The 20,277-nt window shown below is 69.6% G+C and carries 19 protein-coding genes; 1 reads left to right on the forward strand and 18 read right to left on the reverse strand.

Translation table 11 applies throughout. The annotated features are described in order from the left end of the window. Positions 1 to 5: 5 nt before the first annotated feature. The 4 genes from rarD to lspA form a co-directional block, all read right to left on the reverse strand. Positions 6 to 905: an EamA family transporter RarD gene (gene rarD / locus RBB84_RS09590; protein ID WP_033097685.1), complete on the reverse strand. Its 900-nt coding sequence runs from the start codon at positions 903 to 905 to the stop codon at positions 6 to 8. 117 nt (positions 906 to 1,022) lie between these two features. Beyond that, on the reverse strand, positions 1,023 to 1,670 hold the full coding sequence (locus RBB84_RS09595) for a hypothetical protein (RefSeq protein WP_033097612.1): 648 nt from the start codon (positions 1,668 to 1,670) through the stop codon (positions 1,023 to 1,025). Between the two features lie 3 nt (positions 1,671 to 1,673). Next, positions 1,674 to 2,582, reverse strand: a complete 909-nt coding sequence (locus tag RBB84_RS09600; RefSeq protein WP_174247134.1) for an RluA family pseudouridine synthase — start codon at positions 2,580 to 2,582, stop codon at positions 1,674 to 1,676. Between the two features lie 14 nt (positions 2,583 to 2,596). Continuing rightward, positions 2,597 to 3,211: a signal peptidase II gene (gene lspA / locus RBB84_RS09605; RefSeq protein WP_033097611.1), complete on the reverse strand. Its 615-nt coding sequence runs from the start codon at positions 3,209 to 3,211 to the stop codon at positions 2,597 to 2,599. A 66-nt stretch (positions 3,212 to 3,277) separates the two neighbouring features. Between lspA and RBB84_RS09610 the strand changes: the two genes are divergently transcribed. Then, on the forward strand, positions 3,278 to 4,234 hold the full coding sequence (locus RBB84_RS09610; protein WP_033097610.1) for a hypothetical protein: 957 nt from the start codon (positions 3,278 to 3,280) through the stop codon (positions 4,232 to 4,234). Positions 4,235 to 4,312: 78 nt separating this feature from the next. On the opposite strand, the gene RBB84_RS09615 is transcribed toward RBB84_RS09610, so the two are convergent. The 14 genes from RBB84_RS09615 to ftsW all read right to left on the reverse strand — a co-directional run bounded on the left by RBB84_RS09615 (position 4,313) and on the right by ftsW (position 20,205). After that, positions 4,313 to 4,819 (reverse strand): hypothetical protein, encoded by a 507-nt coding sequence (locus tag RBB84_RS09615; RefSeq protein WP_033097609.1) that lies wholly within the window; start codon positions 4,817 to 4,819, stop codon positions 4,313 to 4,315. A 122-nt stretch (positions 4,820 to 4,941) separates the two neighbouring features. Further along, on the reverse strand, positions 4,942 to 6,252 hold the full coding sequence (locus RBB84_RS09620) for a DNA polymerase IV (protein ID WP_033097608.1): 1,311 nt from the start codon (positions 6,250 to 6,252) through the stop codon (positions 4,942 to 4,944). 124 nt (positions 6,253 to 6,376) lie between these two features. Then, positions 6,377 to 9,535 carry an isoleucine--tRNA ligase gene (gene ileS / locus RBB84_RS09625; RefSeq protein WP_033097607.1) on the reverse strand — a complete coding sequence of 1,053 codons (3,159 nt, stop codon included), beginning with the start codon at positions 9,533 to 9,535 and terminating at the stop codon, positions 6,377 to 6,379. 260 nt (positions 9,536 to 9,795) lie between these two features. Next, positions 9,796 to 10,068 (reverse strand): hypothetical protein, encoded by a 273-nt coding sequence (locus RBB84_RS09630; RefSeq protein ID WP_006554130.1) that lies wholly within the window; start codon positions 10,066 to 10,068, stop codon positions 9,796 to 9,798. A gap of 63 nt (positions 10,069 to 10,131) precedes the next feature. Further along, a complete protein-coding gene (locus tag RBB84_RS09635; RefSeq protein ID WP_006554131.1) occupies positions 10,132 to 10,986 on the reverse strand; it encodes a DivIVA domain-containing protein in 855 nt (284 codons plus the stop codon). Positions 10,987 to 11,137: 151 nt separating this feature from the next. Next, positions 11,138 to 11,428, reverse strand: coding sequence for a YggT family protein (locus tag RBB84_RS09640; RefSeq protein WP_006554132.1), 291 nt, complete (start codon positions 11,426 to 11,428; stop codon positions 11,138 to 11,140). A 156-nt stretch (positions 11,429 to 11,584) separates the two neighbouring features. Beyond that, on the reverse strand, positions 11,585 to 12,247 hold the full coding sequence (locus RBB84_RS09645) for a cell division protein SepF (protein WP_006554133.1): 663 nt from the start codon (positions 12,245 to 12,247) through the stop codon (positions 11,585 to 11,587). A 32-nt stretch (positions 12,248 to 12,279) separates the two neighbouring features. After that, positions 12,280 to 13,014 (reverse strand): YggS family pyridoxal phosphate-dependent enzyme, encoded by a 735-nt coding sequence (locus RBB84_RS09650; RefSeq protein ID WP_033097606.1) that lies wholly within the window; start codon positions 13,012 to 13,014, stop codon positions 12,280 to 12,282. Continuing rightward, positions 13,011 to 13,757 carry a peptidoglycan editing factor PgeF gene (pgeF, locus tag RBB84_RS09655; protein ID WP_033097605.1) on the reverse strand — a complete coding sequence of 249 codons (747 nt, stop codon included), beginning with the start codon at positions 13,755 to 13,757 and terminating at the stop codon, positions 13,011 to 13,013. Before pgeF ends, RBB84_RS09650 begins: the two co-directional genes overlap by 4 nt. Continuing rightward, positions 13,754 to 14,986 carry a cell division protein FtsZ gene (ftsZ, locus tag RBB84_RS09660; RefSeq protein WP_033097604.1) on the reverse strand — a complete coding sequence of 411 codons (1,233 nt, stop codon included), beginning with the start codon at positions 14,984 to 14,986 and terminating at the stop codon, positions 13,754 to 13,756. Before ftsZ ends, pgeF begins: the two co-directional genes overlap by 4 nt. A gap of 245 nt (positions 14,987 to 15,231) precedes the next feature. Then, positions 15,232 to 15,891, reverse strand: a complete 660-nt coding sequence (locus RBB84_RS09665) for an FtsQ-type POTRA domain-containing protein (RefSeq protein WP_033097684.1) — start codon at positions 15,889 to 15,891, stop codon at positions 15,232 to 15,234. A 110-nt stretch (positions 15,892 to 16,001) separates the two neighbouring features. Continuing rightward, positions 16,002 to 17,570 carry a UDP-N-acetylmuramate--L-alanine ligase gene (gene murC / locus RBB84_RS09670; protein ID WP_033097603.1) on the reverse strand — a complete coding sequence of 523 codons (1,569 nt, stop codon included), beginning with the start codon at positions 17,568 to 17,570 and terminating at the stop codon, positions 16,002 to 16,004. After that, the gene (gene murG, locus RBB84_RS09675; protein WP_033097602.1) at positions 17,567 to 18,721 is read right to left on the reverse strand and encodes an undecaprenyldiphospho-muramoylpentapeptide beta-N-acetylglucosaminyltransferase; all 1,155 of its coding nucleotides are present in this window, start codon (positions 18,719 to 18,721) and stop codon (positions 17,567 to 17,569) included. The genes murC and murG overlap by 4 nt, the downstream gene beginning before the upstream one ends. Next, positions 18,718 to 20,205 (reverse strand): putative lipid II flippase FtsW, encoded by a 1,488-nt coding sequence (gene ftsW, locus RBB84_RS09680; protein WP_050993496.1) that lies wholly within the window; start codon positions 20,203 to 20,205, stop codon positions 18,718 to 18,720. Before ftsW ends, murG begins: the two co-directional genes overlap by 4 nt. Positions 20,206 to 20,277: the final 72 nt, after the last annotated feature.

Raw genomic sequence — 20,277 nt, forward strand, 5'->3', positions numbered from 1 at the left:
CGAGTCTAAGCCGCGCGAGGCTCCGCAGTGACCACGGCACGCTGACGACGGGCCCGCACGAGCGCGTCCGTGCTGTACACCGCCAGGGCGATCCAGATCAGGACGAAACCGATCCACCGCGAGGCGGGCATGTCCTCCCCGAGCACCACCACACCCCACGTCATCTGCAGGCTCGGCGTGAGGTACTGCAGCATGCCGAGTGTCGCGAGCGGGACCCGTTGTGCGGCCGCGCCGAAGAGCAGCAGCGGCACTGCGGTCACCGGCCCCGCCGATACGAGCAGGGCCGTGTGATCCACGCCGTGCCCGAGGAAGGTGCCGGTGCCGGTCACCGCGAGGAAGATCACGTACCCGAGCGCGAACGGGGCCGCGACGATCCCCTCCCCTGTCAGGGACGTGCGCGGATCGAGCGGCACGATCTTCTTGATCACCCCGTAGGACGCGAAGGACAGCGCCAGGGTCAGGGCGATGATCGGCGGTCTGCCGTAGTCGACGGTGATGACCACCACCGCGCACACCGCGAGCACCAGCGCCGCGATCTGCGCCGGCCGCAATCGTTCCCGGAAGAACAGGACACCGAACACCACGCTGACGAGCGGGTTGATGAAGTAGCCGAGTGCGGTCTCCACGACCCGGCCCGAGACGACGCCGTAGATGTAGACGCCCCAGTTGACCGCGATCGCGGTGGACGCCGCGGCGACCAGGCCCCAGGTGCGGGCCGACAGGCCGCGCAGGGTGCGGAGGCGTCCCATGACGCCCAGTACGATCAGCATGAGCACGAGGGTCCACAGCACGCGGTGCGCGAGGATCTCGACGGCGCCGGCGGGTTCGAGCAGACCGAAGTAGGCGGGGAACAGTCCCCACAATCCATAGGCACCCAGACCGCACAGCACCCCGGTGCGCACGATGTTCCGCTGCCCCGAGTCGTTCCGATCCTCCGAGTCGCTCACCGGCTCACCCTACGGCTCCGCCGGTGCGCTGTCGTTCCGAGACACTGTCGTTCCGAGACGGGATCCACCGCACCGTCACACCTCCCCGTCGTCCGGGCCGGGCACGACCGTTTCGACGTGGGTGGGCAGCAGCGGGGTCACCGCGAAGCGTCCCGCGATCGCGTCTGCGGGCAGGACCTCCACGGCCCGCACGTCCGGGGCGTCGGCGACGGCCCGGAACTGTGAGGGAGTGCCACGGAGCACCGCCGCGACGACGCAGTCGCAGCCGTCGGCGAGCCGCTGCGCGGAGACCGCCCCGACCCGCGCGGCGCGTTCGGTCCCGAACTCCACCAGGCTCAGCCGGCCCGCGGCGACCGAGGGGGCACGACGTACCGCCTCCGGGTTCTCCGGCACCGCGACCGGCACCAGTGGTGTCTGGACGCGGTCGATCGGCACACGGAACAGCACCTGCGCCACGCGCACCTCGTCGGTGAGTTCGACGACCCGGTCGATGCCGACGGCGTCGGTGAACGACACCAGTCCCCAGTGCTCGAGGTCTCCGTCCGCTTCGGCCTCGGTCAGGCTGTCCGCGGCCCGTGTCAGATAGTCGGCGACCGCTTCCCCGTTGTCGGGACCGAGGGTGTCGCTGCCGACCGGGGCCGGCCGCGGCGGTGAGGTCCACCCGGCGACGAGCACGGCGACGACGAGAACGACGACCGCCGCCCAGGGCAGGACGCGTCCCATCGGTCAGGCGTTGCGCAACACGGCGAGCGCGTGTTCGAGATCCGGCGGGTACTTGCTGGTGATCTCGACCCAGTGCCCGCGCGTCGGGTGCGAGAACCCGAGGGTGCACGCGTGCAGCCACTGCCGTTCGAGACCGAGACGCGCCGCGAGACGTGGGTCGGCTCCGTAGGTGAGGTCGCCGCAGCAGGGGTGACGCAGTGCCGAGAAGTGCACCCGGATCTGATGGGTCCGACCGGTCTCGAGATGGATGTCGAGCAGGCTCGCGGCCTGGAACGCCTCGATCGTGTCGTAGTGCGTCACGCTGGGTTTGCCGTCGGCGGTGACCGTGAACTTCCAGTCGCTGCTGCGGTGGCGGCCGATCGGTGCGTCGATGGTGCCGCTGCTCGGGTCGGGATGCCCCTGGACGAGCGCGTGGTACCGCTTGTCGACCGTGCGTTCCTTGAAGGCGCGCTTGAGGACGGTGTAGGCGCGTTCGGACGTCGCGACCACCATGACGCCGGAGGTGCCCACGTCGAGCCGGTGCACGATGCCCTGGCGTTCGTGGGCGCCGGACGTGGAGATCCGGTAGCCGGCGGCGGCGAGGCCGCCGATCACAGTCGGTCCGGTCCAGCCGACGCTCGCGTGGGCGGCGACACCCACGGGCTTGTCGACCGCGACGATGTCGTCGTCGGCGTAGAGGATCTCCATGCCCTCGACGGGCTGGGCCTCGATGGTCAGGGGGCGGGGCGGCTCGGGCAGTTCCACCTCGAGCCAGGAGCCTGCGGACAGTCGGTCGGACTTGCCCACCGCAGCGCCGTCGACCACGACGGCGCCCTCCTCGGTGAGCGTGGCGACCACGGTCCGGGACAGACCGAGCAGGCGCGCGAGGCCTGCATCGACACGCATCCCGTCGAGCCCGTCGGGTACGGGCATCGCGCGGGTTTCCCTCACTGGTGTGATTCCTTTCTCGTTTCGTCCGCACCCGGCGCTGCGTCCCGGCCCTTCGAGGCACCGCCGTCGGGTTCGACGCCGAAGACGGTCAGGGCCACGAGCAGGATCGCTCCGCACACGATGGCCGAGTCGGCGACGTTGAACACCGGCCACCATCCGACCGACACGAAGTCGACGACGTGGCCCTGCAGCGGTCCGGGCGAGCGGAACAGACGGTCGGTGAGATTGCCGAGCGCTCCCCCGAGGACGAGGGCGAGGCCGAGCGCCCACCACCTCGATCTCAGGGTCCGGCCGATCTTCACGACGCCGACGACGACGGCGATCGCGACCAGCGTGAGCAACCAGGTCATGCCCGTGGCCATGGAGAACGCGGCACCGGGATTGCGGACGAGTGTCAGGGTGACCGTGTCGCCGACGATCGAGATCGGATCGGCTGGGTCGATGTAGTGGACGGCGAGCACCTTCGTCACCAGATCCGCGACGTAGACGACGAGCGCCACGAGCAGCAGCGGCCGCAGCATGCGGCGGCCGACGGAGGGGGACGGCTCGTCGGCACGACCGGGAACCGGCGTCTCCGCGTCGCGGTCGGGTCGGGAAGCTTCGTTCGTCACCGCTCCATCATCCCCTACCGGACGACCGCGGCGGTTCCCCCTCCCGTCGTGGCTACCCTGGGTGGCGTGCCTGCGCTGTCCAGATTCCCCCGCTCGGGGCCGTGTGCCCTCGCGGCTGTGCTGTCCCTCTCCGCTCTCGTCGCCGGTTGCGGTGGTCCTTCGGACGGCGCGCCCGCCGTCACGGCGGCGACATCGACGGAGGTGACGGTGCCGGTGTCGGCGGTGACCACGACAGTGCTCGACCCCGGTGCCGAACCCCGATCGGTGGTGCGGCTCGTACCGGAGGCCGGGGTGCAGCAGGGCGTCGTCCTCACCACCCGGTCCGAGGTCTTCCAGCGCGTCGGCGACGACCCGCAGCAGGACTTCTCCACTCCCGAGCTGACCCTTCCGCTCTCGGCGACGGTCGAGCGGGCGGTCTCCGACGAGGACCCGAGCACCGTGGTCGACATCACCGTCGGATCGGCGACGTCGCCGGACGAGACGCTCGGATCGGCACTGTCCGATGCCGAGGGTTCCGGAGCCGGACTGACGATCGGCCCCACCGGCGCGATCAGTGCGCTGCGCCTCGAGCCCACTCCCGATGCGGCGAATATCGCACGGTCGGCGATCGAGCAGGCCTTCTACCAGGCCGTCTATCGCATCGTCTCGTTCCCGGAGGAAGCCGTCGGGGTGGGCGCGGTGTGGGAGATCCACCAGCAGGTGATGAGCGCGGGCATCACCCTCGACCAGGTCGGGACGGCGACGCTCGTCGAGCGGGAGGACGACCGCATCACGGTCGACGTGAAGGTTGAACAGACACCGCGCGAGTCCACCTGGGTGCTGCCGAACGGGCAGGGCCGTCTCGACATCGAGCAGTACACGATGGCCGGTGAGGGGTCGATGACGATCGACGCGTCGCTCCCCCTGCCCGTCGGCGGGGAACTGACGGTGCGCGGCGATCAGACCTACGTCGAGCCGGACGGCGGAACGCGCCTGTCGCAGTCGCAGGTCGACCGGGTGGGCTGGAACACCTCGGATCAGTAGTCCGGGAGACGGACGAACACCGACGGCCGGCGCGGATGATCCGCGCCGGCCGTCGGTTCGTTCGGGACGAGTACTACATCACACGCAGGCCGGGGACTGCAGCTGCGCCATGTTGATGACGATGGAGCACGCGTAGTCCTTCGACACCTTCCAGGTGTCGTCCTCGGCGACGAAGTCGACCGTGCCGAAGGACGGCTGGTCGCTGCCCGCGAGCGCCATCTCGACACCGGCGGTGATCGTGCCGTTCTCGTTGTCGGTCACGTCGACGACGTTGACCTGCACACCGGCGTCGTTGGCCGCCTGGGCGACCATGTTGATCAGCTCGGGATCCTCCTCGGCACCCTGAACCAGGTCGGTCTTCTCGGCGGCCGGGACGCTCAGGTCGAAGGCGCGCGCGAGGTCGGCGTTGAGCTCCTCGACGGTGGGCACCGGCGGGTAGTCGACGGCCGGAGCCGCGGCGGTCGTGGTCGTGCTGGTCTTCGCGGTCGTCTCGGAGGAGCTACCGCCGTCGTCCGAGCTGCAGGCGGACATCGTGAGGGCGGCGGCGAGCGCCACGGTGGCGACGGTGATCTTGCGAAGCTTCAACTTCTCGTCCTTCTCGTTCGGTCGTGCACGATGTGTTCGTCGTGCTCGGTCATCCGGCAGCGGATCGCCCGCAAGAGTACCCGGCGGTAGTAAGAAGACCATGAGGGCGCCGGGAACATGTTTCAGTTCAGGCTCGCGAGCGGGTCGGCGACGGTGAGGTCGGGATCGTCCTCGTCGAGCGTCCGCGCTGGTCCCGGACCCGTGCTGCGTGTCTCGAAGCGGACGGTGACCACGCCGTGGCCCGCGCCCTGCACCCATCCGTGCCCGAATTCGGGATGGCAGACGTCGGCGCCCGGCGTCCACCGGGTGGCCGGCCCGCTCGCCACGACGCGCTCCTCGTCGTCCTCCTCGGCCGGTCCGATCTCCTCGGTCGTCGTCCGGTCGAGTTCGGGGAACAGGGTGTCCTGCGCGATCGCGGACAGACCCGCATAACCCACCCCGACGAGCCGGACGGGGCCGATCTCGAGGGGATCGAGCGCGAGGCGCTGGGCGGCGGCGGTGAGCACCTGCACGTCCTCGGTGGCGTAGGGCAGGGTCGACGACCGGGTGAGCACCGACATGTCGGCCTTGCGCAGCTTGAGCACCACCGTGCGGGCGGCACGCCCGTCCTTGCGCAGGCGTGTGTGCGCGGCGGTCGCGGACGCGGCGATCGCCCGCCGCAGTCCGGGCATCGCGACGATGTCCGTGGGAAAGGTGGTCTCGGCGCTGACCTGTTTCGCCTCGGCGCGTTCGGCGACGGGCCGGTCGTCGAATCCGTTGGCCAGCCGGTGCAATCCCGGTCCGATGGTGCCGCCGAGGATCGACGCGGCCTCGGCGACGGGCAGCGCCGCGAGATCGCCGATGGTCTCGATACCGAGTCGCCGCAACCGGTCCTCGGCCACCGGACCGATCCCCCACAGCTTGCGCACCGGCAGGCTGTGCAGCAACGGAAGCTCGCCTTCGGGCCGGACGACGAGCAGCCCGTCCGGTTTCGCGAGACCGGACCCGATCTTCGCGATCTGCTTACCCGATCCTGCTCCGATGGAGGCGACGAGACCCGTCTTCTCCCTGACGTGTTCGCGTAGCTCCGCACAGAAGCGTTCGACCTCGTCGGCGTCGGCGCCGGCCAGTTCGAGAGGCTCGGCGAACGCCTCGTCGAGCGAGAGGGTCTCGAGAATGGGGATCCGGGCGCGCAGGGTGTCGAAGACGAGTCCGCTCAGTTCGCGGTACAGGATTCCGCGCGGAGGCAGCACGACCGCCGCCGGTCCGACGAGGCGCCGTGCCCGGCTCATCGGCATGGCCGAGCGCGCACCGTAGACGCGAGCCTCGTAGCTCGCGCCGGCCACCACCCCGCGGGCACCGAGCCCACCGACGAGGACCGGCCGGCCCCGCAGGGTCGGCCGGGTCAACTGCTCGGCGGACGCGAAGAACGCGTCGAGATCCAGGTGCAACACCCAGCGCCGACTCACGGAAGCGGGCACGTGTCGAGACTAGTGCGCCGCACCCACACGTCCGGCGGGAGGCCGCAGACCGGTGCTTCCGGAAGGACGCTCGATCCTCCCGGAAGCACCGGCCCGGTCACGCCTTGACGATGGACGCGCGGGTTCCCTCGCCGAGTTCGATCGCCTCGCCCTCGGGGGCACCGAGTTCGAAGGTCGTGGCGAGGATCTCGCCGGCGATCAGATCCCGGTGGCGGGCAGCCCATTCGGCGCGTTCGGCGGGAACCTCGAACCGCACCGAGATGCGGTCGGAGACCTCCAGGCCGAGGTTGCGGCGCGCGTCCTGGAACTCGCGGATGCGGTCCTTGGCCCAGCCCTCGGCCTCGAGTTCCTCGGTGACGGCCGTGTCGAGGACCACCAGGCCGTTGCCACCCGGCAGCGCGGCGGTGGATTCCGGCTCGGCCGCGACCAGACGGCTGGTGTACTCCTCGGGCAGCAGGGCGATGCCGGCCGCGGTGACCGTGCCGTCCTCCGCCTGCGTCCAGTCTCCCGCCTTGACGGCCTTGATGACCGTCTGCACGTCCTTGCCGAGACGCGGACCGGCGGCACGCGCGTTGACGACCACCTCGAACCGGCCGTGGGCCTCGACGTCGTCGGTGGTCACGACCCGCTTGACGTTGACCTCGTCCTTGATGAGATCGACGAACGGATCGAGATGCGACGAACCAGGCGTCGCCACCGTCACCTCGGGCAGCGGCAGCCGCACGCGCAGCTTCTGGGCCTTGCGCAGCGACAGCACGGTCGAGCACACCCCGCGCACCTCGTCCATCGCCGCGACGAGCGCGGGATCCGAGGGCAGGTCGTCGGCCGCCGGCCAGTCCGCCAGGTGCACCGACCGACCACCGGTCAGACCCCGCCAGATCACCTCGGACGCCATCGGCAGCAGCGGCGCGGCCAGGCGCGTGACGACCTCGAGCACCGTGTGGAGGGTGTCGATCGCGTCGGTGTCCTCGTCCCAGAACCGGTTCCGCGAGCGGCGCACGTACCAGTTGGTCAGCGCGTCGCAGAAGGTGCGCAGCTCGTCGCACGCCCCGGCGATGTCTACGGTCTCGAGTGCCTCGGTGATGACGTCGCGGGTCTGCGCGAGCTTGGCGAGGATGTACCGGTCGAGCACGTTTGTCGAATCGGTCCGCCAGGTGCCCGGCTTCGACGCGTACAGCTGGAGGAAGCTCCACGCGTTCCACAGCGGCAGCAGCGCCTGCCGCACGCCCTCGCGAATACCCTGTTCGGTGACGACGAGGTTGCCGCCGCGCAGGATCGGCGAGGACATGAGGAACCAGCGCATCGCGTCGGAACCGTCGCGGGCGAAGACCTCGTTGACGTCGGGATAGTTGCCCTTCGACTTGCTCATCTTGAGGCCGTCATCGCCGAGAACGATGCCGTGGGCGGCAACGCATTTGAAGGCGGGACGGTCGAACAACGCGGTGGCCAGGACGTGAAGCGTGTAGAACCAGCCGCGGGTCTGGCCGTTGTACTCGACGATGAAGTCGCCCGGGTAGTGCGTGTCGAACCAGTCGCGGTTCTCGAAGGGATAGTGCACCTGGGCGAACGGCATCGAGCCGGACTCGAACCAGCAGTCGAGGACCTCGGGGACGCGACGCATGGTCGACTTCCCGGTCGGGTCGTCGGGATTCGGCCGGGTGAGTTCGTCGATCATCGGCCGGTGCAGGTCGGTGGGCCGCACGCCGAAGTCGCGTTCGAGTTCGTCGAGCGAACCGTAGACGTCGACACGCGGGTACTCCGGGTCGTCCGAGATCCATACCGGGATCGGGCTGCCCCAGTAGCGGTTACGGCTGATGTTCCAGTCGCGGGCACCTTCGAGCCACTTGCCGAACTGACCGTCGCGGATGTGCTCGGGCACCCACGTGATCTGCTGGTTGAGCTCGACCATGCGGTCGCGGAAACGGGTGACGGCGACGAACCACGACGGCACCGCCATGTAGATCAACGGCTGACCCGACCGCCACGAGTGCGGGTAGGAGTGCTCGATGGTCTCGTGCCGCACAAGCTTTCCGGCGGCCTTGAGGTCCTTGATGATGGCCGGGTTGGCGTCGAAGACCTGCAGACCCTCGTACGGCGGCACCATCGAGGTGAACTTGCCGCCCGGATCGAGCGGCTGGACGAGCTCGATGCCGTTGCGCTGGCAGTACTCCATGTCCTCTTCACCGAAAGCCGGTGCGAGGTGGACGATTCCGGTGCCGGACTCGGTGGTGACGTAGTCGGCGGCGATCACCCGGTGGGCGTTCTCGCGGCCGGTGAAGAAGTCGAAGGGCGGCTCGTAGGCGAGACCGACGAGGTCGGTGCCGCGGTAACGGCCGAGCACCTCGGGCTCCTCGCCGAGTTCGCGGGCGTAGTGGCCGAGACGATCCTGCGCGAGCAGGTAGGTCTTGTCGTCGGCCCCGCGCACGGCGACATACTCGATCTCGGGGTGCACCGCGATCGCGAGGTTGGACGGCAGGGTCCACGGCGTGGTGGTCCAGATGAGCGCGCACGCGCCGTCGAGTTCGGAGCCGGGGGCGCGCAGCACCATGTCGACGGTGACCGCCGGGTCCTGACGCATCTTGTAGGCGTCGTCGAGACGGGTCTCCTGGTTCGACAGCGGCGTCTGCTCGTACCAACTGTAGGGCAGCACGCGGAAGCCCTGGTAGATCAGGCCCTTCTCGTACAGCGACTTGAACGCCCACATGACCGACTCCATGAAGTCGAGGTCGAGGGTCTTGTAGTCGTTGTCGAAGTCGACCCAGCGTGCCTGGCGGGTGACGTAGTCGCGCCACTCACCGGTATAGCGCAGCACCGACTGCTTGCAGTAGGCGTTGAACTCGGCCACGCCCATCGAGTCGATCTCGGACTTGTCCTTGATGCCGAGCTGCTTCTCCGCCTCGAGCTCGGCGGGCAGGCCGTGGCAGTCCCAGCCGAAGCGACGGTCGACCTTCTTGCCGAGCATGGTCTGGAAACGCGGGACGACGTCCTTGACGTAGCCGGTGAGCAGGTGCCCGTAGTGCGGGAGTCCGTTCGCGAAGGGCGGGCCGTCGTAGAAGACGAACTCGTCGGCGCCGTCGCGGTTGCGCAGCGAGGCCTCGAAGGTGCCGTCGGAGGCCCATTGTGCGAGCACACATTCTTCGAGCGCCGGGAAGTCGACACCCGAATCGCGCGGCAGGTCGTAGTCGACGCGCGGATATCCGGCAGTACTGCCGGCGGTTGCTGCGGTGGGATCCGGTGCAGCGTGGTTCTCGGTCACAGCGTGGCTCCTCCGTGCCTGGATACGTCTCGGCACGGGGACGATCGCCGTGCGCGTGCACGGCCACCGCGGTACCACCCCGCTTGCTCGTCCCGGGGGACGGCCACTCGTTCGGGCTGTGACGGGCCCACCCGTCCGGTTCTACTGGGCGACCGGCAAGGTCGCCGTTCTTCCGGAGGCTCCCCGGTGATGGCCGGATCGACGCCGCCCGCGATCGCGGGATCGAGCTTCACGCTCGGTGATGCATATTGTAGGACGCTTCAGCGATCCGAAGAATTCCGGTCGCCGCGACGCCGGCGCGATGCACGCCGACCGGGACGTCCGCCCGAGGCTCCGGCCTGCCCGACGGAACGGGGATCGGCCCACTCACCTTCGGCCGAACTCCGTCCGCCGAGCGTGCTCGCCAGCAGGAGCACCGCTCCCACGACGCACACCGCGATACAACCCCATGCCCAGAGCACCGAACCGGTCATCAACGCGATCACGAGAAGACCGAATCCGACAGCTGCGAGTACCAGCGTGACGACGAGCACGACGCTCCTCCTCTACCGAGGTACAGCACCAGGCCGTACAGCACCAGCCGGAGAGACCGTCGGTCAGCTGTTGCCCTTCGCGAAGGACGACGATCCGAACGACGACGACGAGTTGGACTGGTTGAACACTTCCTGTCCACCGTCCACCGGAACGGCGGAACCGCGCTGCTCGAGCTCTTCGAGCTGCGACTCCAGATAGGACTTCAGGCGCACCCGGTATTCACGCTCGAACGTCTTGAGCCGCTCGATGCGCTCCTCCAGCACCGAACGCTGCTGGTTGATCGTGGCCATGATCTCGGTGTGCTTCTTCTCCGCGTCCGCCTGCAGCGCGTCGGCCTTCTCCTTGGCCTGACGCAGCTGGGTCTCCGAACGGGTGCGGGCATCGGCGAGCATCGCGTCGGACTTCTGCCGCGCGTCGGCGATCATCGCCTCGCTGCGGGTGCGGGCGTCGGAGACGAGCTGCTCGGAGTTGGTCCGAGCGTTGCGCACGAGCTCCTCGGCCTCGGCCTTGGCGTCGCCTGTGAGGCGGTCGGCCATCTCCTGCGCGAGCCCGAGGACCTTGGCGGCCTGCATGCTCGCGTCGCCGCTCGACGGCGCAGCGGCGACCGGGACGGGTGCCGGAGCCGGCGCCGGGGCGGGTTCCGGCTTGGGTGTCTCGACGACACGCGCGGGTTCGGGTTTGGACGGGGCCGCCGGCGCGGACGACGACGCGCTGCGCGGCGCCTTCTTGGCTTCGGCAAGCTCCTGGTCGAGTTCGGCGACCCGCTGACGCAGGTCGGCGTTCTCCTCGATGAGGTTCGTCAACTCCTGCTCGACGAGATCGAGGAAGGCGTCGACCTCGTCCTCGTTGTAACCACGCTTCCCGATCGGAGGCTTGCTGAACGCGACATTGTGCACATCAGCTGGTGTCAGCGGCATGGAAGGATCCCTTCACGCGTCGAGTAAGCGGTCAAGCAGGCGTTCTGAGTAATCGACAGTGCGTTACGCGTATCAAAACCCACTGTATATGGCACTCCATTGTGGCACACGGCAGCTCCGGGACGGCTCGACCCGACGTCCGACGCAGGCATCATGCTGCGCCGCCCCTGGGCAGGAATGCCATGAGGAAATACACGATGAACAGCAAGACCATGATGGACAGATCGAGCCGTACACCACCGAGATTGAGCGGCGGAATCAGTCTCCGCAGCAGCTTCACCGGCGGATCCGTGACCGTGAAGATCGCCTCGAGAACGACGACCACGAAGCCGGACGGCTTCCACTCCCGCGCGAAGGTTCTGATGAACTCGACGATGATCCGTCCGATCAGCAGAAGCCAGAAGATGAACAGCAGGAACCACAGCACCTCGAAAACGGCCACCTGCCCACAATGCCCGACGATGACGGGTCGATCAAAACCGAAACGCCCGGCCTGCAGTGATCTGCATCATGGCCGGGCGTGTCGGAACGCTCGAGGGACGGCGACGGGCATGCCGCGACGGACGTGCCGGGTGCACGCCCGCGCAGCGCGCGTCGACTACTGCTGGTTGTAGAAGCCGGTCTCGGCGATACGCCGCCGTTCCTCGGCGGAGACGTCGATGTCGGCGGGCGAGAGCAGGAAGACCTTCGTGGCCACCTTGTCGAACGAACCGCGCAGCGCGAAGGCGAGCCCGGCCGCGAAGTCGACGAGTCGCTTGGCGTCGGCGTTGCTCATCTCGACGAGGTCCATGATGACCGGCGTTCCGTCGCGGAAACGCTCACCGATCGTGCGCGCCTCGCTGTAGTCGCGGGGGCGCAACGTGGTGATCTTGGACAACGGACCTCCCTCGTCGAAGAGCGCACCACGCCGGGGCTCGGCGCGCTCGAGCCGGCTCTCCGCCGTCAGTGGTGCACGGCTGGGAACCGCGCGGGCCGGGGTGGGCGCCGGACGGGGACTGCGAGCGGTGATGGGTTCGACCCGCGGACGCGGTGCCGGCTCGTACCGGTCGAACTCGTCGTGCTCGAACTCGCGAACCGGTTCCTCGCGGTGCGACGGGGCGTACTCGTCGCGATGCGACGGCGCGTAGCCGCCATAAGTGGCCTCGCCGTAGTCGCGATCACGGTCGCGGCGGCCACTCGCCGGATCGTCGAGGTACTCGTCCTCGTAATCCTCGAGCGGCACCATCCCGAAGTACGCCTTGAACTTGTGGAGTGTGCTCATCGATCGCCTTTCCCTCGCGCGGCGGATGTCATTCAGGCTAACGGTCGATACCCCAAGACCGCCGTTCCGACACGCACGCACGTCGAACCCCATCGAACCGCGTGCTCGAGGTCACCCGACATGCCCGCGGACAGCTCCACCGCCGCCGGGTGGTCCTGCAGCAACCGTGCATGCATGGCGTGAAGCTGCTCGAATGCCCGCTCGGGCTCCCACCCGAGCGGCGGCACTCCCATCAAGCCTCCGAGTTCGAGGACCTCGGACGCGGCGACCGCCTCGGCGAGGGCGGGAAGATCCTCGGCGACCACGCCGCCGCGCTCCCGGTCGCCGTCGAGGCTGACCTGCAGCAGTGCCCGCAGCGGTACGGTGCGTTCGCCGGTGTCGAGGGCGGCCCGCGCCCCCTTCTCGAAGGCCTGCACGAGACGGAGACTGTCGACCGAGTGCACCGTGTGCGCCCAACGGGCGACGGCACGGGCCTTGTTGCGCTGCACCCGACCGATCATGTGCCACTCGACCGGCGCGTCGACGCTCTCCCGGAACACGGCGATCTTCGCGCTCGCCTCCTGCTCGCGGGACTCGCCGAAGCGTTCGCATCCCAGCTCGTGGAGGAGCACGGCGTCGGAGGCGGGAAAGAACTTGGTGACAGTCAGCAACGCGACGTCCGACGGATCGCGTCCGGCGGCGCGCGCCGCGGCGTCGAGCCGCTCGCGTACGGCGGCGAGACGTCCGGCGAGTTCGTCGCGCCGCTCCTCGGAGGTGGGGGGGCTCACGCCGTTCCCTCCTCGCCGGCCTCCTCGAGCCAGACGACCGAGGCGAACCGCCCCGTGGGTGCCGAACGCCGGTGGCTGAACAGCGAGGTGTCCTCGATCGTGCAGCGCGGATCCTCCACCACGGCGGTCACGCCGTGATCGGCGAGCTGGCGGCGCAGTCCGGCACGCAGGTCGAGTCCGGGAGTACCGCGGTTCGTGCGGGTCGCGCTGCCGGGCAGGTGTGCCTCGACATCGGCCCTCATCGCCGCGGGCACCTCGTACTGCCGGCCACTCGCGGCCGGTCCGAGCAGCGCACCGATGCGATCGGGGCGGGCGCCGAGATCGACCATGACGTCGAGCACGCGCGGGAGGATCCCGATGCGCGCCCCCACCCGGCCGGCGTGCACCGCGGCGACCACCCCGGCCACCTCGTCGGACAGCAGGATCGACACGCAGTCGGCGCTGAGGGTCACGAGCGCGAGCCCGGTCTCGCGGGTGACGAGCGCATCGGTGGCGGGAACGGGTTCGGACACCGGCGCGTCGACCACGGTGACGTTGCGGCTGTGGATCTGTTCCATCCAGACGAACCGCTCGGGCGGCAACCCGATGACGGACGCGAGCCGCCGCCGGTTGGCAGCGACTGCGGCCGGGTCGTCACCGACGTGATCGGCGAGGTTGAAACTGTCGTACGGAGCTGCGGACACCCCGCCGGCTCGTGTGGTCACGACCCGGCGGGCGCGCAGCAGGCGGTGCGGAGCCGTCAACGGCGCATGAAGATCGGCACGTCGACGTCGTCGTCACCGTCGTCGTCGATGTCCACGCTGCGGGGTGCGTTGCCGCCTCCGGCCGGCGGCTGGCTGCCGACGGGGGGCTGCTCGCGCACGGGGGTGGTTTCGACGGTCTCGCGCTCGGGACGGCCGAGTTCGCCGGCGCGCGCGACGCCGATTGCACCGGGCCGACCGGCCGGCTGCTGCTGCTGCTGCGGAGGCTGCTGTTGCGCCTGCCCCTGCTGCTGCTGGCCGACCTCGACGGGACGGCGGGCAGGCGTTCCGCCCTCGAAGCCCGCGGCGATGACGGTCACGCGGACCTCGTCGCCGAGCGAGTCGTCGATGACCGTGCCGAAGATGATGTTGGCGTCGATGTGCGCGGCCTCCTGCACGAGCGAGGCAGCCTCGTTGATCTCGAACAGGCCGAGATCGGATCCGCCGGCGATCGACAGCAGCACGCCGCGCGCGCCTTCCATCGACGCCTCGAGCAGCGGCGAGTTGATAGCGGCCTCCGCGGCCTTGATCGCACGCCCCTCGCCGCGCGACGAGCCGATGCCCATCAACGCGGAGCCGGCACCCGACATGACGCCCTTCACGTCGGCGAAGTCGACGTTGATCAGACCCGGTGTGGTGATGAGGTCGGTGATGCCCTGGACACCATTGAGGAGCACCTCGTCGGCGGAGCGGAAGGCGTCCATGAGACTGACGGCGGCGTCGCCGAGCTGGAGGAGCCGGTCGTTGGGGATGACGATGAGCGTGTCGCAGGACTCGCGCAGCGTCTGGATGCCGGTGTCGGCCTGACTGCCGCGGCGCTTGCCCTCGAACGAGAACGGACGCGTGACGACACCGACGGTGAGCGCGCCGAGCTTGCGGGCGATGCTCGCGACGACGGGAGCGCCGCCGGTACCGGTTCCACCACCCTCGCCTGCGGTCACGAAGACCATGTCGGCGCCCTTGAGTACTTCTTCGATCTCGTCCTTGTGATCCTCGGCGGCCTTGCGGCCGACCTCCGGGTCTGCGCCGGCGCCGAGTCCGCGGGTCAGTTCGCGGCCGACGTCGAGCTTGACGTCGGCATCCGACATGAGCAGGGCTTGCGCGTCGGTGTTGACGGCAATGAACTCGACTCCCTTGAGTCCCTGCTCGATCATGCGGTTGACCGCGTTCACGCCGCCACCGCCGATACCGACGACCTTGATTACGGCGAGGTAGTTGTGCGGGGGCGTCATGTGCTCTCGCCTTCCTGAAGTTCCGGGTGGTGCATGGTGTCCGGGTGGTGCTGGGTCTGGGTCTGACTCGATGTCGGTCACGTCCGCCGGTCGGGCGGACGGCTCCGCAGCGCGCTGCCCCGACAAACCCTCAACCACAGCTTGAAGGTTATGTCAAGTAACGCGACTGTCCGAAACGCTATGGCACGGGTACCGAGATTAGCCAGTAGACGCGCCGGACACGCCGGACGAATTTCGTCGATCCCTCACCTCACCGTCGGCAGGTCGGGACTCGCCACGTCGAATCGCTCCCCCGGCTGTGTCAGCAGCGGGCCGACGACCGCCGCCTTCCGCTCGGAACGATCGGTTCCACCCCACACCACGACACGCCCGTCGGTGAGGACGATCGAGATGTCGGACGGGGAGGGCGCTTCGACCGTCTCCACCTGCACGCGCAGGTCGGGCGGTAACTTGTCGAGCACCTCCACGGCGGCGCGGGTCGCGGGATCGCCGGTGCCCGGCGTCGGAGTGACGAGACGGGGAGTGAACATCGGAGGCGGCTCGACCGCGAAGTCCACTCCCTCGATGTCGACAGAGTGGGTGCCGTCGGGGGCGTCGAAGAAGACCATCGCCTCGCGCTCGGTCACTGTCACCCGGACGGTGGAGGGATAGACCCGCTGGACCCGGGCCGACGCCGCACGCGGAATCGTCGCGACCCGCTGGGCCGCCGCGGCCGTGTCGACCCGGAGCAGCGGCGTGCCCTCGGCGACCGCGAGCGCGTCGACCACCTCGTCGTAGGTGACGACCTCGATCCCGTCCACCTCGATCACCCGCACGGACAGCAACGGCGACAGCCACGCCACCGCGATGGCGCCGAGGAACACCGCGACGACAGCCGCCCCTAGCAGTACCGTCCGCAGGCGCACCGACCGCCCGGACGGGCGGCGGGCAGTGCTGCGTTCGCGGGCTTCATCGGGCTCACGCGGTTCGCGTGACGGTCGTCCGCGACGGCGGCGCGACGAGACGGCGGCGGGCGTCACGAGCTGATCGGTCCCGGTCCGGAACCGCCGGGTGCGCGGAATCCGCCGGGCTCGGGAGCCGCCCCGGCCGGACGGAAGCGACCCGGTTTGCTGTGGAGCGCGTCGAGGATCTGCCGGCCCAGCATCGTGACGTCACCGGCACCCATCGTGATCACGACATCACCCGGCCGGGTCAGACGCGCGACCTGCCGCGGCACCGCGGACAGATTCGGCTGGTAGTGCACAGGCTTGCTCACCGCCCGCGCGACCAGCGCACCGCTCACACCCGGGATCGGTTCCTCCCGGGCGCCGTAGACGTCGAGCACCACGACCTCGTCGGCGAGGTCGAGAGCCTGCCCGAACTCGGTGGCGAACGCCTCGGTGCGCGAGTAGAGATGCGGCTGGAAGACGACGATCACGCGGGGCCGTTCGGTGCCCGTCTCGGTGTAGCGCAGCGGCTCTCCCGCCACGAGTTCGGCCGCGGCCGCAAGGACCGCGCGGACCTCGGTGGGATGGTGGGCGTAGTCGTCGAACACCCGCACACCGTGTTCGCGGCCGGTGTACTGGAACCGCCGGTGCACACCACCGAAACCGGCGAGGCCTTCCATCGCCTCGTCGACCTGCGCTCCGGCTTCGAGCGCGGCGAGCAGCGCGGCGAGAGCATTGAGCGCCATGTGCCGGCCGGGGACGGACAGTCGCACGGTGCGCGGCGAATCCTCACCCGCGAGGTGGAACTCGGCGACGCCGCCGACATCCTTGGCCTCCCAGCCGAGCAGCCGCACCCCGACGGGAACGCCGCGGTGGTCGCCCACGGTGCCGATGACGTCGGCGGTGCCGTAACCCTGCACCCGCAGGTCGTCGCGGCCGAGGGCGACGACGCGCTCGGCGAGGGCCGCCGAGCCGGGGTCGTCGAGGCAGACGACGAGCAGGCCGCCGGGGGCGATGCGGGCGACGAACTCGTCGAAGACCGCCGTGTACGCCTCCGGCGTGCCGAAGTAGTCGAGGTGATCGGCCTCGATGTTCGTGACGATCACGGTGTTCGGGTCGTACTGCAGCAGCGAGCCGTCGCTCTCGTCGGCTTCGGCGACGAAGACGTCCCCGCTGCCGTGGTGGGCGTTGGTCCCGGATTCGTTGAGTTCACCGCCCACCGCGAAGGACGGATCGAGGCCGCAGTGCTGCAGCGCGACGACGAGCATCGACGTCGTGGAGGTCTTGCCGTGGGTGCCGGAGACCAGGAAGGTGCGGTTCCCTCGCATCAGCGAGGCGAGGACCGCGGGTCGCAACAGGATCGGGATGCCCCGCTCGCGGGCGGCGACCAGTTCGGGATTGTCCTTCGGGATAGCCGCGAACGTTGTGACCAGGGCGGTAGGACCACCCTCCAGCAGGTCGAGAGCCTCGGCGGCGTGGCCGATGCGGACCTGCGCGCCGCGGGCCCGCAGCGCGAGCACACCGCGGCTCTCCTTCGCGTCGGAACCCGATACCTGTCCCCCACGGGCGAGCAGGATCCGGGCGATGCCCGACATCCCGGCACCGCCGATACCGACCATGTGCACCCGCTCGAGTTCGGCGGGTAACTGCGCACTCATCGTTCACTCCTGTTCGGTTCCACTCCGGCAACCTCGAGCACTATGCGCGCCATCTCGTCTGCGGCGCTGCGGTGACCAGCGGCCGCGGCGCTGCGCCCCATCTCCACGAGTCTCCGCTCGTCGCCGAGCAGCGACACCACTTCCGTGGCGACATAGTCCGAAGTCAGGTCGCCGTCGGCGACGATCCTGCCACCGCCGGCCTCGACGACGGGGCGGGCGTTGAGCTCCTGTTCACCATTCCCGTGCGGGAGCGGCACGTACACGGCGGGCAGACCCACCGCCGAGACCTCCGCGACCGTCATGGCCCCGGACCGGCAGACCACCGCATCGGCGGCGGAGTACGCGAGGTCCATCCGTTCGAGATAGGGCACGGTGACGTACGGGGCGCGGGCGTGACCGACATGGGCGGGGATGTCCACGGTGTTCTTCGGTCCGTGCGCGTGCAGCACCGCGATGCCGGCCTCCGCGAGTGCCGAGGACGCGCCGGACACGGCCTCGTTCAGCGAGCGTGCACCCTGCGACCCACCGAAGACGAGCAGCACGGGTACGTCGTCGGGCAGACCGAAGTGCCGGCGTGCCTCCGCGCGCAGCCCGGCGCGGTCGAGACCGGTGATCGACGAGCGGACCGGGATCCCCACGATCTGCGCGTCACCGCGCCGGACGATTCCCGAGCGCGGGACGGCGGCGAGCACGCGCTCGGCCCGCAGGGCACCGATGCGATTGGCGATGCCCGCACTGGCATTGGCCTCGTGGACGACGACCGGGATGCGCCGGCGTCGACGCAGCGGACCGGCTCCGGCCGCGAGATAGGCGGGCAACGCGACGTACCCGCCGAAACCGACGACGACGTCGGCGCCGACCTCGTCGAGGATCTGCCTGGTACGGCGCACCGACGAGACCACCCGGCCGGGAAGTCTCAGCAGGTCCACCGTCGGCTTGCGGGGCAGCGGCACCGGCGGGATGAGTTCGAGGGGATATCCGCGGCGCGGCACCAGCGTCGTCTCGAGTCCCCGTTCGGTGCCGATCGCGGTGATCCGCGCGTCAGGCACGAGTGCGCGAACGGCGTCGGCCACCGCGAGTGCCGGTTCGATATGACCGGCCGTGCCGCCTCCGGCCACCACCACCGACAGTGCCGGCCTCTCCCCACTCACCTACGGTTCCCTCTCTCTCCGCTTCGTCCGTTCGATCCGCGTGTCGTGCGGTTCGTCTGCTGCCGGCCGCGAGCCGGTTCGCGTGCAGGTTGTGCACGCCGGGCCCGGCCGGTCCCCTCCCGGGGTTCAGTCCGGCCTGCCGATGTCCGGCGGTCCGTCGCGGCTCCCCGTTGCCGCTCGTTCGGTGCGGGGGACTGCCGCTTGCGCGATCCCCCACCTTTCGACGCGGGGCGGGCACTGCGCTCGGGCGCCGCGGCCCGCGCTCGCGGCTGTCGTGCTGCGACCGTACGCGCCGCCGAGGAGCGACCGGCCCGGTAGGCCTCCGGCTTGCGCAGGCGCAGCAGCCGCGCGAACCGGCCGTCCTGACCCGCGTGCAGCGCGGCGATGGCCTCGGGTTCGTGTCTGGCTGCGTTGGCGATCAGGCCGAACATCAGCAGGGTGGTGGCCGTCGAGGTACCACCGGCCGACACGAGCGGCAACTGCAGGCCGGTCACGGGCAGCAGTCCCACGACGTAGCCGATGTTGATGAAGGCCTGGCCGATGATCCACGTCGTCGCCGTCGCAGTGAACAGGCGCAGGAAGGGGTCGGCCGAGCGCATCGCGATCCGCAGTCCGACATAGGCGAACAGACCGAACAGGCCGATGACGGCCACTCCACCGAGGAAGCCCAGTTCCTCACCGATGATCGCGAAGATGAAGTCGTTGTGGGCGTTGGGCAGATAACTCCACTTCGCGCGGCTCTGACCGAGCCCGCGACCCCACAGGCCGCCGTCCGCGAGGGAGAACTTCGCCTGTCGCGCCTGGTAACCGGCACCCTGCGGGTCGTCGCCGGGGTTGAAGAAGGCCCGCACACGCTGCGAGCGATAGCCGGCCGTCAAGGCCAGGATCACCGCGAGTGTGGCGGCCGTGCCGACGATCCCGAGGAACACCTTGAGCGGCAGTCCCGCGAACCACAACAGGGCGATCACGATGATCACGATCGAGACGGTGGTGCCGAGGTCGGGCTGGAGCACGATCAGGCCGGTCACGAGCAGGGCGGCCGGGACGAGCGGGACGAGCATCTCGCGCAGCGTCGAGTTCTCCCCACGCCGGGAGGCGAGCAGGTGCGCACCCCACACGGCAAGGGTGATCTTGGCGATCTCCGCCGGCTGCAACGAGATACCGGCGATGACGAACCACCCCCGGGTGCCCTGCGAGACCGTACCGATGCCCGGTATGAGCACGAGCACGAGCAGCACGACCGAGAACGCGAACGCCGGGAAGGCGAAGCGTCGCATCACCCGGACCGGGATCTGCAGCGCGATGTAGAAGATCACCATGCCCAGGACGGCGAAGATCGCCTGGGAGGTGAACAATCCGTAGGCCGATCCCGCCGCGGCCACCGCGCCGACGCTCGACGACGACAGCACCATGACGAGGCCGAGCACGGTGAGCAGGACGGCGATCGTCACCACGAGATGGAAGGACGCGAGCGGTCGCGCCATCCAGGCCCCGAACCGGCCGCGTACTCCGACCACCGGCTCGTCGGTGTTCGCCCCTGCTCGGGTCGCTCCTGC

This window comes from Rhodococcus sp. D-6 (genome assembly GCF_040256695.1).
Taxonomy (GTDB): domain Bacteria; phylum Actinomycetota; class Actinomycetes; order Mycobacteriales; family Mycobacteriaceae; genus Rhodococcus; species Rhodococcus pyridinivorans.